The 16,294-nt window shown below is 37.7% G+C and carries 23 protein-coding genes; 5 read left to right on the top strand and 18 right to left on the bottom strand.

Annotated elements, in window-relative coordinates:
- Positions 1 to 537: 537 nt before the first annotated feature.
- From BQ3481_RS11380 to BQ3481_RS11370, 3 genes are read right to left on the bottom strand one after another with little or no spacing between them, the layout of a single operon-like run.
- Entirely contained in the window at positions 538 to 852 is a 315-nt protein-coding gene (locus BQ3481_RS11380; protein ID WP_157928370.1) for a hypothetical protein, read from the bottom strand.
- Between the two features lie 23 nt (positions 853 to 875).
- Entirely contained in the window at positions 876 to 1,532 is a 657-nt protein-coding gene (locus tag BQ3481_RS11375) for a hypothetical protein (protein WP_157928369.1), read from the bottom strand.
- A 37-nt stretch (positions 1,533 to 1,569) separates the two neighbouring features.
- Positions 1,570 to 2,004, bottom strand: coding sequence for a hypothetical protein (locus BQ3481_RS11370; RefSeq protein WP_157928368.1), 435 nt, complete (start codon positions 2,002 to 2,004; stop codon positions 1,570 to 1,572).
- An 83-nt stretch (positions 2,005 to 2,087) separates the two neighbouring features.
- On the opposite strand from BQ3481_RS11370, the gene BQ3481_RS11365 reads away from it, so the two are divergent.
- The 3 genes from BQ3481_RS11365 to BQ3481_RS11355 all read left to right on the top strand — a co-directional run bounded on the left by BQ3481_RS11365 (position 2,088) and on the right by BQ3481_RS11355 (position 6,534).
- A complete protein-coding gene (locus BQ3481_RS11365; RefSeq protein ID WP_157928367.1) occupies positions 2,088 to 3,968 on the top strand; it encodes a type II secretion system F family protein in 1,881 nt (626 codons plus the stop codon).
- A gap of 21 nt (positions 3,969 to 3,989) precedes the next feature.
- Positions 3,990 to 4,658, top strand: coding sequence for a prepilin peptidase (locus BQ3481_RS11360; protein WP_157928366.1), 669 nt, complete (start codon positions 3,990 to 3,992; stop codon positions 4,656 to 4,658).
- A gap of 154 nt (positions 4,659 to 4,812) precedes the next feature.
- Complete coding sequence (locus BQ3481_RS11355; protein WP_157928365.1) at positions 4,813 to 6,534, top strand: hypothetical protein; 1,722 nt, start codon at positions 4,813 to 4,815, stop codon at positions 6,532 to 6,534.
- Between the two features lie 28 nt (positions 6,535 to 6,562).
- Here BQ3481_RS11355 and BQ3481_RS11350 read toward each other — a convergent pair whose 3' ends face one another.
- Positions 6,563 to 7,357: a hypothetical protein gene (locus tag BQ3481_RS11350; RefSeq protein WP_157928364.1), complete on the bottom strand. Its 795-nt coding sequence runs from the start codon at positions 7,355 to 7,357 to the stop codon at positions 6,563 to 6,565.
- Positions 7,358 to 7,510: 153 nt separating this feature from the next.
- Between BQ3481_RS11350 and BQ3481_RS11925 the strand changes: the two genes are divergently transcribed.
- Positions 7,511 to 7,633 (top strand): hypothetical protein, encoded by a 123-nt coding sequence (locus BQ3481_RS11925; RefSeq protein ID WP_255408314.1) that lies wholly within the window; start codon positions 7,511 to 7,513, stop codon positions 7,631 to 7,633.
- 218 nt (positions 7,634 to 7,851) lie between these two features.
- On the opposite strand, the gene BQ3481_RS11345 is transcribed toward BQ3481_RS11925, so the two are convergent.
- From BQ3481_RS11345 to BQ3481_RS11280, 14 genes are all read right to left on the bottom strand, one after another.
- A complete protein-coding gene (locus BQ3481_RS11345; protein ID WP_157928363.1) occupies positions 7,852 to 8,025 on the bottom strand; it encodes an AbrB/MazE/SpoVT family DNA-binding domain-containing protein in 174 nt (57 codons plus the stop codon).
- 284 nt (positions 8,026 to 8,309) lie between these two features.
- The gene (locus tag BQ3481_RS11340; RefSeq protein ID WP_157928362.1) at positions 8,310 to 8,732 is read right to left on the bottom strand and encodes a hypothetical protein; all 423 of its coding nucleotides are present in this window, start codon (positions 8,730 to 8,732) and stop codon (positions 8,310 to 8,312) included.
- Between the two features lie 76 nt (positions 8,733 to 8,808).
- Positions 8,809 to 9,138 carry a hypothetical protein gene (locus BQ3481_RS11335; RefSeq protein ID WP_157928361.1) on the bottom strand — a complete coding sequence of 110 codons (330 nt, stop codon included), beginning with the start codon at positions 9,136 to 9,138 and terminating at the stop codon, positions 8,809 to 8,811.
- A 105-nt stretch (positions 9,139 to 9,243) separates the two neighbouring features.
- Complete coding sequence (locus BQ3481_RS11330; protein ID WP_157928360.1) at positions 9,244 to 9,606, bottom strand: ArdC family protein; 363 nt, start codon at positions 9,604 to 9,606, stop codon at positions 9,244 to 9,246.
- Positions 9,603 to 10,256 carry an SWIM zinc finger family protein gene (locus BQ3481_RS11325; RefSeq protein WP_157928359.1) on the bottom strand — a complete coding sequence of 218 codons (654 nt, stop codon included), beginning with the start codon at positions 10,254 to 10,256 and terminating at the stop codon, positions 9,603 to 9,605. The genes BQ3481_RS11330 and BQ3481_RS11325 overlap by 4 nt, the downstream gene beginning before the upstream one ends.
- A gap of 2 nt (positions 10,257 to 10,258) precedes the next feature.
- Positions 10,259 to 10,462 carry a hypothetical protein gene (locus tag BQ3481_RS11320; protein ID WP_157928358.1) on the bottom strand — a complete coding sequence of 68 codons (204 nt, stop codon included), beginning with the start codon at positions 10,460 to 10,462 and terminating at the stop codon, positions 10,259 to 10,261.
- Positions 10,463 to 10,864: 402 nt separating this feature from the next.
- Positions 10,865 to 11,119 (bottom strand): hypothetical protein, encoded by a 255-nt coding sequence (locus BQ3481_RS11315; protein ID WP_157928357.1) that lies wholly within the window; start codon positions 11,117 to 11,119, stop codon positions 10,865 to 10,867.
- Positions 11,119 to 11,283, bottom strand: coding sequence for a hypothetical protein (locus BQ3481_RS11310; RefSeq protein WP_157928356.1), 165 nt, complete (start codon positions 11,281 to 11,283; stop codon positions 11,119 to 11,121). The genes BQ3481_RS11315 and BQ3481_RS11310 overlap by 1 nt, the downstream gene beginning before the upstream one ends.
- Complete coding sequence (locus tag BQ3481_RS11305; protein WP_157928355.1) at positions 11,280 to 11,570, bottom strand: hypothetical protein; 291 nt, start codon at positions 11,568 to 11,570, stop codon at positions 11,280 to 11,282. Before BQ3481_RS11305 ends, BQ3481_RS11310 begins: the two co-directional genes overlap by 4 nt.
- 392 nt (positions 11,571 to 11,962) lie before the next feature.
- Positions 11,963 to 12,247: a hypothetical protein gene (locus BQ3481_RS11300; protein ID WP_157928354.1), complete on the bottom strand. Its 285-nt coding sequence runs from the start codon at positions 12,245 to 12,247 to the stop codon at positions 11,963 to 11,965.
- Positions 12,241 to 13,080: a ParM/StbA family protein gene (locus tag BQ3481_RS11295; protein ID WP_157928353.1), complete on the bottom strand. Its 840-nt coding sequence runs from the start codon at positions 13,078 to 13,080 to the stop codon at positions 12,241 to 12,243. Before BQ3481_RS11295 ends, BQ3481_RS11300 begins: the two co-directional genes overlap by 7 nt.
- A 152-nt stretch (positions 13,081 to 13,232) precedes the next feature.
- Positions 13,233 to 13,832 (bottom strand): hypothetical protein, encoded by a 600-nt coding sequence (locus tag BQ3481_RS11290; RefSeq protein ID WP_157928352.1) that lies wholly within the window; start codon positions 13,830 to 13,832, stop codon positions 13,233 to 13,235.
- Positions 13,829 to 14,854, bottom strand: a complete 1,026-nt coding sequence (locus BQ3481_RS11285; protein WP_157928351.1) for a hypothetical protein — start codon at positions 14,852 to 14,854, stop codon at positions 13,829 to 13,831. Before BQ3481_RS11285 ends, BQ3481_RS11290 begins: the two co-directional genes overlap by 4 nt.
- Positions 14,841 to 15,683, bottom strand: a complete 843-nt coding sequence (locus tag BQ3481_RS11280; protein WP_157928350.1) for a hypothetical protein — start codon at positions 15,681 to 15,683, stop codon at positions 14,841 to 14,843. The genes BQ3481_RS11285 and BQ3481_RS11280 overlap by 14 nt, the downstream gene beginning before the upstream one ends.
- Before the next feature lie 258 nt (positions 15,684 to 15,941).
- On the opposite strand from BQ3481_RS11280, the gene BQ3481_RS11275 reads away from it, so the two are divergent.
- Entirely contained in the window at positions 15,942 to 16,292 is a 351-nt protein-coding gene (locus tag BQ3481_RS11275) for a hypothetical protein (protein WP_157928349.1), read from the top strand.
- Positions 16,293 to 16,294: the final 2 nt, after the last annotated feature.

The following is a 16,294-nucleotide window of genomic DNA, read 5'->3' as shown; positions in this document are numbered from 1 at the left end:
TATTGGTCCATCAGAAAGATCTTCATACACAGGATTAAAGTCCCTCTTATCACCAACAACATCCATACAGCAGTTTTAATGACATGATTGTAATAAACAAGTCTTTAACCAGAAAACTAAATCTTGGATAGTTTTGATTTCTCTTTGTCTTATTAATTCAAATCCAAAACTTTTATAGAATTGAAAAGTCTGATTGGACGCATAATTACGTAACAACAAATTCTTTGTTTGAACGCCATGCCGTCATGTGTGTAATCCCAAAAACCAGAGCAATGATGCCTGCAGGTGACATATCAAGTCTAAGATCAAAAATAGACCCTGAGAAAATAATGACAATTTCAAATAGAATTTGAAGTACCAGTGATTGTTTAGGGGTAAATCTACGAGAAAATAATCGTACCATTACATTTGTCTCATATTTTATAAATTCGTTGAATCCAACTGTGCTTTTGACATCCAATAAAAAGAATGTCAGCCAAAATGTGAAAAATGAAAGGGATAGCCACCAAGGAAATGAAATGCCAACTCCAAGTAATATCAGTGGGGCAAATCCAAGCGAGGTGCTAATCTTTTTTTTAACTCTAGCTTGATTCCACCTATGGCAAGAACTATGGCTGCAATTATACCTCCGATAAGCTGACCTGCTCCAAAGGTGCGTTTCAATAGATCTGGTGGAATTAATGCAGTGGCATCAGATGTATTTACCTTGCCTGATGTTATATCGACACCAGCTATGTAACTTAGCAATGTTGGTGCAATCAGTATCAGTACAAGACCTCCAATAGCAGCTATCATCATTTTTGAATACTTGTTGCTCATGTTTACTTCTTCGCCAGCGGCGTGGTCTAACATGATATCATAAAATAATGAATTATTTAAGCCAGATTTTCTTGGTGCATTTTCACTTCGATGGTTTCTAAAAATACTGGTTCAACTTGTTCATCTACACAAACTGTAATGTTTTTTTTGCCTTGAGTTTTTGGTATGACTATAGTTTCCAATTCCCCGTTGATATCAGTAGTCAATGCATCCAAGTAAGTTCCATCAAGATATACTTTGGATTTCTTGTTAGCAAGAACCTTTCCAGTTGGACCTACAAGTTTAACCTTGAATCTATACGGTCTTGAAAGATCTGACACTGTGATGGTCCTAATCTCATTTTCTTGCGAATCCTCAATTAATGAATCGGCAAGACCGAGTTTTTTACTTGAACTTGATAACTTTTTGCTCTTTGCCTTTTTCTTTTTGTTTCCAGTATCATAATGTCTCCCCATGAAAAATAAAACCATGGAGATTACCATTTGCTCTGATGAGGTAACTTTTGGTTTTGTTAGCGCCAAGAATGCTCCAATCCCTTCAGGAATTACAGCAAATATGCTGTGTGAACTTGAAAATATCAAATAAGATATCATTGAAGCAAGACCCAAAATGAAAAATTGCCTCATAGAAATTCTCCCAATTATAGGAAAAGACAGTACTGGTTCGTTTAATGCACTTACATCTTCAAACCACAGGATCTCCAGGTTTCTCAATTACATCATGAAAAAAAATAAAATAAAAGGGATTTTGCTATGGAGCAAACAACGATCCGGTCTTTGATGTCACCGACCCATCATCGGATATGGCTTTTACAATCAAGGGTAATTGGGTTCCAGATGTAGGATTGGCTGGAATTGGAATTACTTTACCAGAATAGCTTGCTGTCTGACCAGGTATTAGAGGCAATGGAGCAAGAGTATATGGTACAGAATCTTGCACTTGGGCAGTTAAGCTGGTCAGTTTTTTGTTGCCATCGTTTTTGACATCAACGGTAAGATAGTATGTCCCATTGAAGGTCTTTGTAAATTCACTGTGAGAGATACTGACTGATGTGCGTTGTACCAACGATTGCACTCCTCCAGTAACAGAGAATGCAACAACTCCCACGATAGCAATTACGACTCCAATAATCAATGCTATTTCCATTGATTGCGACATTGCTTTTCTTTTTTGATGCTTATACATCAACGGTCAAATGCCATATTGTTTTTAAACCAGAACCCAGAACCTTTGGATTTTATCTTTTTAATCACATCTTGTTGTAATGTGTGAATTATAATCATGTAATAGTTGCCCTTGTTGCAATAATCTGGCTATCATTGGCGTTCAATAATCTGGCCGTCTTTGGGATTTCAACAGCAGGGTTGCTAATCATTTTAGTAAAACGTACATCAAAAAAGTTTGATTGGAAAAAACTCGTTGAGAAATTTTATAAATTCCATTTGTTTCAAAAATTAAACACACCAAATACAAAAAAACCATCTGCCAGAATAATTCCTTTGTCAATCAACCTACCAATTTTTATCTCAAAACCAATACTTGATATACCAATATTTCAAAAATTACAGAAAAAACTTGGCAGTCAGATTGAAAGCGAGATTCGGATGTCAGGCAAGCCTGCAAACTCGCTTAACATGATAAAAAAGAGCATGTCATTTTCTGTCTTGTTTGTTATCATCATACTTCCAGTTGCCATTGCATTAGGAATCCTGGTAACTCCATTATTTTTTGTCCTCATCATACTACCAATGGGAATCATGTTTTATCCAAGAATGGCACTCGGACTTGCCAAATCAAAACGTGAGACGGCAATCAACCACGAACTGGCATATTTTACAAAATATGCATCAATAATGCAAAGTGTAGAAAAAACGCTGTATGACTCGCTAGTTGAAATCATAGACAATGGGCTGTTTGAGATTATAGAAACTGATGCCAAGATGGCTTATCGTAATGTCACCATGTTTGCGATGGACATCTTTGAGGCCCTCAATGATATAGCACTGCATCACCCAAACAGGGCATTTCAGTCATTTCTTTTGAGTTATGTAGCAACGGCACAGACAGGTGGAGATCTTACAAATCTAATTGAGAGAGAAGCTGAATCCTTCTTTGAATCCCTAAAAGAAGATCTCAAGAGATACTTGGGAACTGCAACAACCTTTGGCGAGATATTGTTGATAATACTTTTGATAATGCCTACATTTTTGATTGCAACTTCATTTCTTTTACCGGGGGGATCTGTTACACTTCTCTTGCTTGTAGGCGTAATAGGAATTCCCATGATGAGTATGGGATTAATTGTCATGATAGATTCTGCACAGCCAAGAAATTTGAACAAGATAACAATTGGAAATCTTGCCTTTGTGGTTGCTATAATAATTGCAATTGCCATGTCAGCTCTGCGCCAAGCACCCTGGCTTGTAATCACATCAAGTGTGCTGGGGTTTGCATTGGCAAACATGTTTAACACAACACCGCAATTTTTGCGAATCAAAAATATTGAAAATGCATTACCTGAATTTCTCCGAGATGTAACAGAGTATAGAAAGATAGGATATGATATGACAATATCGCTATACAGACTGTATGGAACGCGAAAATATAATAAATATTTTAATGAATTGTTTGGAATGATTTATTCGCAGTTAAAATCTGGCGCAACACTATCTGGCATTGCTGGCATAGAAGACAAGTCATGGATAACCAAACTAGTGTTATTTATTTTAGGAAAACTTGCAGACACTGGAGGGGGAACACCATTGACTCTTGAACACCTGACCAGATTTGTGTCAGATGTTACCACTACAAAAAAATCAACAATGTCTGCATTACGTATGCAAATGTTGCTAGTGTACATTGGTCCAATCATCATGGTTTTTGTGTCAAAGACGTCTATCTCATTGCTAACAAAGATGAGTTCGAACTTGTCATTTTTTAGCAATTTGGGAGTAGGTGGTGCATTTGCCATAACACCAGAGTTTGTAGATGCCATCAACATTGTAATAGTGATATCATCACTGGCCATGGGATTTGTCTTTACCAAGATCAGCATGTTTACCCTCAAGGATACAAAAAATGTGGCAATTACAGCAATCATAGTAATCATTGCCATTTTGATTTCCCCATATCTTCCGTCCATTTTTTAAATTATAGTATGCCAAAAACCTGTGTTAAAAAGAAATACAATTTTTCTTCCCATGCTAGAGCCCAGCACCATACTTGTTCTAAGACAGATCATGGCATTGACAATGTTATCAGTAGCATCATATTTTGACATAAAGACACGTCAAGTAGACGATAGAATCTGGTTGATTTTTGCAATCCCTGGAATTGTATTATATTTTCTAGCCCCGCTGCCATCTTTTACTACCATTTTTTTTCTGGTCATAGGTACAATAATTGGGACAACATGGTTTCTCACAAAAGCATTTGGTCAGGCAGACGGGCTTGCCATAATTGCACTTGCAGTTGTATTTCCCATATTCAATGAGATGCCAGTTTCAGTACTAGTTGCACTGGCAACAACTCTATTGCTAGGACTATTTGGTACGTTTTACAATATTGCATACAATCTTTCAGACATGTTACATGGCAATCTATTTCATGGAATCAATGAAAAATTACATCGTAAGATACTTGCATTTCTTACCATGCATAGGAAAAGAAGCTACGAAAAGTTTGTTATACCATCACAGACAGGTGACAAGTTTTCATTTCATTTCAAACCAAACCCCGATGAAGATTTTGCAGGTGATTTTACAGGTTATGTATCATCGGCATTCCCACTTTTACCATTTATGCTAGTTGCACTTGTTTTATTTCTTGTAATATTCTAGTCTTATACACATTCGAGTCCTAGAACCTGAAGAGTTAGAAATTACTTCCATCGTAGAGCAGAAAATTCTTCCGTAGGATGGAAGTGTAAACTTGCCATGAAACTAGTAAAACACTCAAGCTTGCCGCTTTAAAAGTACGTTACCTATTGATTTTGTGTTTAAATCAAGAAATGGATTTGGGTTAGACTCGATTATAATTCTGATATCAACTATTGCCATCATTGCCATAATGATTGGTGTAGGCAAGGTCTTCATGACTACATTGGAAAATTCCTATGTTTCACTTACAACGAGCATGCCAAAGTTCAGCACGACAGGAGATTATCCTGATACAATACACGACAAGACAGATTCGCTCCTCTCAGTTTACAACATGTTACGGTCTGGAATAATTTGGGCAATTGCAGCAGTCTTGATGATAGCTGGAATTTTATTCATGCTAGAACAGATAGAAGTTGTTCCTGCATCAACAGCATTTGGAATTATTTCAAAAGGTACATTATACTTTGTAATTTTATTTGGCTTTCCTCCAATTTGGGACCTGTATGCTAGTGTAATTGAATTAGGATCAAAAGCAATAATGGATCCTGCAAATACAGGCCAGACTCCTGATTCTGTTGTCAAGGTATTTGACGATATCAACGGAATGGGAATATCACAAGGTAAAGTACCGCAGGTAGACAATTCAGTTCTAAATAATCTTGTACAATTATTCAACGGTTCGGATATTTTATCTACTTTCTCAGATCAAGGAAAAGCTTTGATACTTGGTGCAATTGGGTCGATACTTTCACTAATACTGTCATTTTTGACATACATGTTTGCAGCAATAAGACAGGTGCTAACAGCAGTATTGATTGCAGGACTACCTGTTATCATGATACTCTCACTTGTGCCATGGTTCCAGGGAATAACAAAAAGACTCTATGATACTTTGTTTGGCCTCTCACTTGTTCCAATATTTTCAGCACTTGTCATGGTAACAGGTGCAGCATACCTTGGTGGTATAACAACTCATCCAGTAGAAGAGCAATGGTTTGCGTCTGTTGCAGTGCTTACACTTTCAACATTTATTCCAACAATTTTAGTTCCACTTCTTGGTTCCTTGTTTAGTTCCATAACGTCAATGGCATCAACAGCTACAGGCTTTGGAGGCATGATGGGAATGATGGCAATTCAAGGTGGAAGAGGAATTGGAAGCGGTGCATATGGTGCTGCAATGTCTGCACAGCAAGGGGCAGCAGAGATGGGCCAGTCAATATCAGGCATTGGCATGGTAAAAGCTGCAATGGGAGGAGGATTGGCAGGAGGGTTTGGCGGTATTGCACAAGGTTTGTCAAATGTTGGCTCTCATGCCCTAAGACGCGTAGGTGCAAAAGACTTGGCATATGATATGCGAGGCGCTGGCTCTCAAATTATGAAAACGTCACAAGACGTGGCACACCAATACGGCAATTCAGTGATACAGCCAGTTGTAGATCATGCCCTTACAGAAAATTCAGCAGGAGTGATGACTAGGCTTGCAACCATTCCAGTCCCAGAAGAGCAAGCAGGAATACACCTGCAAAACGGAACTACTTTGTTAAATCTAGCACATGAGTCCATCGAGACTGGTAATTATTCTAAAATATTGGATCATCAATATTTCAAATCTGTTCCAGTCAGGGATACACAGAGTTTTGCAAAAGCAGTATCTGCAACAATTGTAAATCATGGGTTTGAACCTCAAAAGCTTGCAAACATATCTTACAATCTGGAGAAGATGGGCGGCCTGACTAGTGATAATGTTAAGGACTTTATTCAAAATTTCAAAGTTGAAAGGTCATTACATCAGAACGATAAATCTCAAACATTAACTAAGTACATGATAAATTAAAATCTCAGTAATTTTTTTGGGATGTTTTTTAAATTTGAGATGGAGTTTGGGGTCGATCCTTGTTACTTTCTAATTTTTCTCTTGCAACAATAGCAACAAACTGGTATAAACTATATCCATCTTTTTTGAATTTTAATTCAAGCGGTTGACAGATTTGTACATCCATCTCAAGTGTACTAACAGAGAAATTATCAAAGTCTCTAAACACATCAATTATCATATTTACTTCTTTGTCTGTCATGGTATTATATCTCCACTTCAAAAATCCAGACAAATCTACAAAGTCTTTGTAAGTTAGATTCTCATGATCTATCAGTAACAAATACGGATCTACATCTGGAGTTCCGATTTTTGCGTTCTTGATGTACTCATTAAGATAAGATACTCTTTCAGGTTTGAGGAATTTCTCAATATCTTTCTGATTCTTTTGGAACCAGAGCGCCTCTGAAAGTGAATGTGCATTCTGATCGAATTTGTCATCATGGTTTTCAATATTTTTTATATCAGATATGAAATCTGGTGGAGTGTTTCTAGCATACTCTTGATTTACCTGAGTGATATCATGCTCGACTTGATTGGCAAGATTCACTTTAAACTCAACTGACTTGCGGCCGTCTGATGTGCGAATCACTACAAGCAACTTGTCCTTTTTTGTTGCTTCAAAACTTGCTAGATAATCGAAATTAGTCTCAAACTTGACACCCTCTCCCTTCTTTTCAAACATGATTCCATTGTTTAGTAGATACAGTATGCCTTTGCCTATTTTTTGCATCTCGGCATCGTAAAACTTGATTATTTTAACGCCTGCAGGAAGGGAGATCATGATACCAATACGCTCCTTTGGGAAAAATGTCTCTTTTTGGTCTGGGATGTCATATAGTTCTCTATTCTATATACCAGGATGTAATATTTAAAAATATTTATAGATATGATGCTGTAAATAGATACTGTACTAAAAAATATGGCAAAAAAATACTTGTTGACAGTAACAGATGAGATGGGGGCAAAGCTGGAAAAAGAGATGAAAAGACGCATGATAGAAACAGTTCCTGAAACGGTAAGAGCTATACTGTCAGAATATCTCACAGATAAGAAATGATTGTATAATAAATAAACAGCAAGGAAACGTGATTTAATATTTGGAAATAATTTACGTGTTAAACTGGTAATGATATCAAAACTGGAAGAGATCACAAGTTTGTAAAAAGAAAACGTCGTTAGACAGTCTAAATAATTTAAAAGAAAAAAGAAAGTCAGCTATAAAAGATATGGGCAACAAGAAAATTGTGAATTATATATTTTTGATGTAGTTTTTTATTAAATATTTTTTCGGATTACAATAACATTTCTCAGTATGGAGACATCAAGTTTCTCACCCTTCTTTAATTGGAGTTGCTCTACAATTTGTACTGGTATTGTTATACGATACTTGTAGTAATTGCTACCATTGTTGACTCGCGACCTTTGTTTCTGGAGAATGATTTCCAACACCGAAAGATAATCCTATTGGATTTAAGGAAATAATTGGGATGGGCTACCGTGTTACATACTGAAAGTATTGTAACAGGTTTTCTCATACCTGAGACTTGCCCACCCATTTTGCATTTATTTTTGTCCTTAGATCATATTATGTTCCATCTCTTCTCAAAAATGCATGTGTAGCTTTGAATCCACATCAGTACAAGTCTGGCAAAAAAATACGATGGGTTCTCGGCATACTACACATCTCGTGCATGGAATCTGATCTGATCCGCATGACCTGCAAGAATCAAGTCTCAACGTATCAGACCCACTTTTCGTGCGTCAGACTCTTCCAGTACAATATAGTCATCATACTTGAAGTTCTTGCCTGATTTTTTGCCCTTTCCGGCTATGAATATTTTCTTGCCTGTGAGTGGTGCAAGATGTGGCATGGCAGTACGCAACACAGATTTTGCCAAAGTTAGAGTGCGCTCTTCATTTGCATACTCTTTTTGGCTTGTCTTTGTTTTTTCCCTGCCCATCTCTTCATAGATCTCTTCTATGGTCTCTATTCCCTGGAGGATCCTGACATCAACAACATCTACGTCTGATTTCATGTTGCCTGTCTTTACGATATGCCTGATCTCACCCAAGCATTCTATGATGCCAACAAAATCCAAGGTAGGATTCCAGAATTTCAATGCAGGTCTTGGCTCGAACTGCGTTATCTTTTCCATGTCAAAATTGTACATGCCAAAGAAGAGACGTTTGTTTTTAAGGTCTAGATATTTTCTTGAATTAATCTTCTAGACTTTATGCAGTAATTTCTGCATTCTTTTGTTCATGTGTCTCAATGATCAAGGTGATTACCTTTTGGACCTTGGACAGTACCCTCATGCATATTCTTCCTACTGCTTCAGGAGATTTTTCTTCTGCATATGATGCGATATAGTTCCAGGAAAAAGTTGTCGCGTCATATCCGTACAGCTTGGCCAAGACACATGCTGATAGTTGTGCTACTGTTTCCTGTTCTGGATCCTGCACTGGCTTTAGGTTCTCAAATGTAGAGTGTGCCTTGTGTGCAAGTTCATGGAAGAATGTGTCCGGATTTTCTTGGCTCAACTTGATTACATTTGTTACCAAGTTATACGATCCTCCCTCACCTAATACAGTTGGACCATATTCTACCTTGACTCCAAACTTTTCTGCTACATCAAGCAGTGGTGGGAGTTCTACTGGCTGATATGCTTAAATTGCTTTTCCTTCAGTGTCTTCATATCGGAAGACAGGTATTCCGATAAATCCGACAGGAAATTTTACGTCATCTTCCTTGCCTTCTTCGTTTACGACTTTTTTGTGTCGTATCATTGGCGCCAAGATGTAGAATGCTTTTGCACCTTTCTTGACATATCTTCCAGATTCCTGCCACTGTCTGTATCCTCTAGCGTCGGCAGTACCATGCAACAGCATGACAAGCCTGTTTCCTAAAGACCACTTTCTTGATGGTCCTACGTTTTTGATAAAGACCTGCTTGCACATCTCCGGAAGTTCTTGGCTAGAAAAGAGCTTGACAATATTACCAAGCTCTTCTAGTGCTTTCTGTATGGTCATTGCGCCACTGCCTCCCCTGATGCAGCAATTGCAGCCTTTAGATGCGAACAGGTTTTTCTGTACTTGAAACCTGCGCAATTGCAGTGAGCGGGTTCCAATGTTACAGTATAGGTCTGTCCTGGCGTTGTTTTGCTTGGCACTTCAAATTTGTTGCCCACAACTGCAATTCCATTTGCTAGCAGTCTCTTTTCTGGTGCAACCAACGGGTGTTTGGAGTGGAAGACAAGCTCCGCATGTTCGCATACGAGTGGGTCTGTCCTGCCTATTTCATAGCACGTGATGGTTCTCTCATCAAGGTCTGCCACGTAAAACCACTCAATCCATGTCTCTGGTTCGGGGTCTTGTGCTTCAACAATTCCATATCCAGTCAGAATTCCGCTCAAATGAGTTGGGTTTTTCCAGCTTGGACCTGTTATTTCTTCAATCTTTTTGTCTTCTTTTCTTTGTTCTACTTCATTTTCTTCTGCACTTCTTTTGAAGAAATAAAAGAAGTTTGCAATTGTATAGGATAGGTCGTCATTCCTACCTTTGTTCCAGGCAAAAAATTCCTGTAGGTCTGGTACCACTCCTTCTGGATATCCATCCCAGTGTCTGTAGATCTGGAATTTTCTGTTTCCACTTTGGATTCGTATGTTGCTTCTTGTACTCATTTCTACAACGCCTCCGTCTTTATGTCAAATTTCTCGACATATTCCAAGAGCACTGCAATCTGTCTCTCCTCTATGCAACTGATGCACAAGTAGGAAACACTTGCACCGGAACCTGCTACAGGTATCCTGATGTTGGCAAGTTTCTCACAGATGTCGCACTGTCCTTTTGCGTATTGTATTTCATTTGTTATGTTTTTTTGATTCATTTACACTACCTCCTTTTGGTTTGTGCTAGAATTCCAGTCGGTCTATACTGTCCAGTAGTGATGTCATTCTGCATTTTTTGTAAAAATTATTGCAGGAGCATGTGCTCGTTCATCCTGTGATTTTGGCACAGGGAAGATTGCTGTTCTGCATTGGTTTCCGAATACTGGAATTCTAAAATTTCATATGGACCGGAAATGGGATTTGAGTCCGCATCTATTGGGTGACAACTAGTGTTGTACCATGGAATAATTGGTCCATATTTTTTATCTCTCACACCAGTCGGCCGAGTCCGCATAGCCTATGCTATGTATTGCTGGTTTGGAGAAAATTGGCTCGGTCAGAAAAATCCTATTTGGATTTCTTCTTGATACTGTGCATTTGTTTTTCGCAGAGCCATGGCATCAAGAATTGTCAGATTCACATCCGTCAAGCCTGACAACTTCGTAGATTCCAGTCCTGTTGACAAATCGGAGACCTTTGGAATACATCCTGTCTTGATCCCCATCTACTTGTGTATAGATCTGGCCACTGATTTTCTCTGCGTATTTTTTTATCTCTTCGATGTTGGCTTTCTCTTCAAGCCCAAACTGTTTTTCTCTAGTCCAGAGCATGTCATCGAATTCATCCAAGGTCAGTTCATCAGGGTATGATTTCATCAAGATTCGCTCCTGTGTTGATGCGGGTGATTCAAGATGTCCTGAACCATGTCTATGATCTCTTTTTCATCATAGTCATCAAGAGTCATTCCCTGTGAATGAATTTCGTTTATGGCTTTGCCATATGCGTTCAAGATTCGTTTGATGGTTTGTTTTGGCATCATTGACCTTGTGCCTCCTTGATCATTTTCATGGCCTCACTGAATTTACAGGGCTTCCAATCTTGGATTAGTTGTGCACCATTGTCTAACAATTCTTCGATAGAAATGTAGCCCCATTCTGCATTGAAATCATCATGCAGATTGGCGTACCCAAAGGCAGTGTTTGTTTTTCTATCAAGTTCTGCAATTAGCCAGTAAAAGCCAATTGTGCGTATCTCATATTTCTGATAGATCATTTTGTCTGATGCTGCTGTTTGTTCTGTTTCATATAGTTGTGGTATGTTTTTCATATTTTTTACCTCCTGTAAAAAATGGGTGTAGCACTTTGATGTCTGTGATATTATCTGGTTGGTAGTGATGTCATACATCTTGTTTTAAAAAATTAGATGTTGTGGAAGATCCACTTTGTTCTATTTTTTTGCAATAGAAAATTTTACTGCGAGCAGATATTTTTGGTAGTTGGTGTTTACCCAAAAGATGGGCAATCCAAGCATTACAGAATTCCGTAATAATCACATGTCAAATCAATGTAGAGTTGTGTTGTTTGTTGGATGTAGATTAAAAAAATCAAAAGAGATTCTAGAATTGGTGGCGATGTTGCCAAATGACATATGCGGTATTTTTTGTTTGTAAGCTGGTGTTGCTTACGCATAAAATTTAATTTGTTTATAAGGAGTTACGACTAGGCCATCTTGTTCATGTCCAAAATTGACATTTTTGGACTCTTTGCGTCAGTATGTTTTTTCTTTGTAGAAATTACAGAATTCCGTAATGGTTCACTATAGTAAAAAAGTTCAGCAAAAACTCCAAGGTTCAGTTGTAATTCAGAATTTTTTTCTGTAATGAGTTTTAGATCAGAACCACATCTTCGAATCTTTTTGTTGATTCTACTTTTGAGTACGACCTTGTATGATTTAGAAACCGAATTCGGGTCATGAATAAATCTACGTTCAGATTTGGTCAACATTCCTGAGATGCAAGTTTGAATAGGCCCAACGCGTTTGACATGACCGGATCCTGTGGTATGATGATATCCTGTGAGAGTCTTGTTTCTATTGCCTCTTTTAGACCAGGAATCATGATGCCTCCTCCGGATACAACTATTGGCAAGTGCTGCAAGTCTTGGCGCATCCCATTAAGGTCATCAAGTATTGAATCTGCAAGCATTGTTACAAGTGGATTTACCTGCGGGTTTGTGAAGATATCATTATCAAGATAGGCAGTTTTAGAAGTTCCAAGTTTTGAGCTGATGTCATTTACTGCATGATGAATTGAGATGCCCCTGATTGCAGAATAATCCTTGAATGCAACAATCTCGGTTGTGCCCTGTCCAATACTTGTAACAATTGCAGAGGATAAATCCACATCAATCAAGGTACCAAGCACCTGTGGTACTACATCACACCTCTTTGGATGGAATAATCGCGTTATCATTTTCTGGATGTTTTTAGCATGAGATCTTGCTTCATATGGTAAACCAATGACCATGCAGAATTTAGCCAACTCAGATTCTTGTCTGATTGCATCGTTGTTTTGTAAGACCAATTCCACTGCTTTTTTGACCAGTTCTTCAAAGCCTTTTTCGTGTACTGGCCTACCAAGCATGACAGGCCTTATCACCACAGCATCTGGATATTCAGATATCTTTACTGCCTCATAGCCCACAGCCTCAATCTTTCCTTTTTTACTTTCCCAGATTGCATGCTGTCTATATGCACAAAGCGATGGAAATTTGATTTTCTTTGTATCGGAGACACATTTGACAAAACCTGTTCCTACATCAAGCCCAATTGCCGTCATATCCGCAAATAATTTGTAAATATTTAAGGCAATTATGAGTGGGAGGCCTCAAACCGTTGGGGATAAGGTCTGGAAGTCTGTAGCCTCCCAGAGTAAGAATGATGATTCTATAAAAACAGCAAATGAGAATAAAATGAATCGGTGTTGTAGTCTTAGGACAATTCATCAAGTGCTGCTGAAACTAGATCAGACTCTTTTTCCTGGATTTCATCAAGCCATTTTTCCAAGGATCGAAAATGTTCTCCATATTGTAGCATTAGTTTCTTGTGTATTTTGGGATAGATTCTCAAACTCTTTTTTGTAACCCTAAAACCAAATCCATTTGTTCTAAGATAGGTGAATACTTTTTCTAACCGCGATTTTGAATAATATTTTTTGAAGATTTCTTCGAAACTTGGCAACATGTAAAATCCTTCCCTACCATGAGACTCTAATCTTTCTTGTACACAACATGCACATGCAAGTGCGCAGAGTTCCAAAAATGTCACACCGAGTTGGTTTGAGATTGAAAACCAGATACCAAAACTGGTTAGATAGTATGAGCCATTTGGATCTTGAATCACAAGTCCTTGATGCTTGAATCGGGTTAGTGTTGATTGGATGTTGATACCATATTCTTTTACTAGAATAGAAAATAGTTTTTTCTTGTCAGGATAAAGTGAATTAATAATTTCCGATGCTTTGGATTTAGGAGATAATTTTTTGTTCCCGTAAACATGTGGCCAGAGCTTTCTCCGGATTTTTGGAATCAATTCGAAGTGACTATAACCATTCTAAATGAATTTGATTTTAGACTCTTTGCAAATTTTTCAAGTTCTCTTGGTCCATTGATGGTAGCAATTCGGAGTGATTGCCCGTCTTCAACTTTTAAAAACTCGATGACTGTTGGCGGTACCACATATGCTGCCTGGCCATCTCCATCTACAAGTTTTATGCACTGGTTCTCTTGATCAAAATTGACATTTGAGACCCGGTGGGTTTTTGTGTCCAAAAGCAGGTCCCTTCCACATTTACAATGTACAAGACTGTTATGTGATGAACCCCGGATTAGATTCTCTGCTTCTTTCATGTTTGGTTTTTTCCAGCCTTTCTTTTCAGATTCAGGAGGCTCAAAGACAATGATCTCTTTTTCAGATTGTCTCTGTGTAAGAGATGAGAGTATCACCTCAAGTGCAGGAGGTGCAGGAAAGACAAATCTGTTGGGCTTTAAAGTCCGTACTGTATCCAAAATGACAGTTGTTGCAGTTAGTTGCTCTTTTTCAGTTGAGAAATCAGCAATTTTTTCTATGATATGAATAGGGAGATCTACATTTGGATGCTTTTGACATGCGGTAATGATAAAGTCGTCCCATTCCTGGCGCACTTTGGGGTACAAAGTTTTCTTGGCAAGTTCCAGATATCTTTTATCAACTAATGGTATCACGTTATGTTTTTCAAGATAACGTACAGCTTCAGCCATCTTGATTGGATTGATTGAACCATGTGTGTTCAGTTCGATATGAAGTCTTACAACATCTGAAATTGTCTTGACATTGATACACCATGATTTTATGGAATCTTTTCCTGCATTTTCAAAGGCCTTTACACGAAGATCACCGTTTAGAATGTATTGTTCAGAACCAAGAATTGCAACTACAATTGGTTCAATTTGCTCGGGATTTGTTTTTACTATACCGGTAAGATCCTTTAACATCTTTTCAGTATGTAGTGTAACTTTTACAGGACATGGTTTTAGTTTTGAGATATTTACTATAGCTTCTTCATACTTGAACATTTAATTTCGCTCCCTCTAATGCAAGGTCTAGGGCTCGTTGTGCTCTTGTATTTTCTCGCGTGTCAGTAATGTGGGTTAAATTCTCAATGGCCTGTCGTTGTATTTTATTAAAAAGAGGTCCATCACCTATTTTGCAACGTATCTTATTTAGTAGAATTCGCATATAGTAATTGCTTTTATCATAATCACAAACAATTCCAAGGCTTTCAGCCGTAATTCGGTTCAATGAATATGTCTTTAAAATAGTAAACGTGCGTTTCATTCCAAAATTCATTTTAATTGCTTCAATTATTTGTGCGTCAGATTTTGGGAGGCCATACTTTCTACACGCTAGATGTGATGCAAATGCTACAATGTTTGCTTTTGTGCATCCCTTTGGCTTGGTTCTTTTTAGAATAGCAACTTTTTCTTCTTTTTCCAAGCCTTTTGCTACCAGATCTAAGAGTTGTTTTAATTTCTCAGCATATGCCTTTCTTTCCTGCTGCTTGTGTTTTGAGAGTTTTTGATATACAATGTTAATGTCTTGTGCAGCATAGATTGGAAGATCTAGTTTTACACAGACATTTGATATCTGGGATACATCAGACTTGTTTTCATGTATGTGTCTTGCAAATTCAAGATTCACTTTTTTGCATCCCACTTCAGTAATCTGGTACAAGTTTAGTTTTGAGCTTGAAGTTGTCTCTTGTAATTGGTAATCAGGTCCAAGTACAATTCCACATTTGCTGCAACAAATTTCATTATCCATGACACACAGACTAAGTTTGTTACATCGGGGGCATTTGTTATTCGTCATGTTGTAACTTGAGAGGTTTTGTCTTTGACTCAATTCACAGGTTCCTCCAAAGATTTGGCCTTGATTTTAACACATTTTGATTCCAACTTGACTGATTTATTGAGATCCTGCATCCTTGAACCCTCTTGCTTTCTAGGTTTTTCAAAATCAAATTGTAAACTTGTAAATAACATGTTCTTAACATGTAATACGTCAATAATAAAGTTTACGGGTTAACAACTCTTTGTTTACGTGTTATTAACATGTAAAACATATATTCTAGTAATATACTAACATATCAAAGACATGTCGATGAAAGACAAACAGAAACGTAATCCAACTGTTGCCATAGAAGAAGCAACATATCAAAAAGTAAAAAATAAAGCAAAAGAAAAGGGATTAACACTTGTAGATTATGTCAATGAAACTCTTTTGTTGAATGTGGAAAAAGATAATTTTTTGAAAAACTATGCACCATATATTGAAAAAATCAGTGTGGGGGAAACATTGGTACTCAGAGATCACAAGACGGGGAAACTAGCAGAGGTTTATCTTAAAAACAACAAGATGTTTTGCAGCCAGGATGAAGCAGATGATTGCATTCACATTCATTTTGCCCTTGCACTACCTGAACTTGCGCTACTGAAAAAAAGAACCAGATGAAT

This window comes from Candidatus Nitrosotalea okcheonensis, from assembly GCF_900177045.1.
In the GTDB taxonomy this organism is placed as follows: Archaea; Thermoproteota; Nitrososphaeria; order Nitrososphaerales; family Nitrosopumilaceae; genus Nitrosotalea; species Nitrosotalea okcheonensis.
This window is presented reverse-complemented; position numbering and strand designations above follow the sequence as displayed.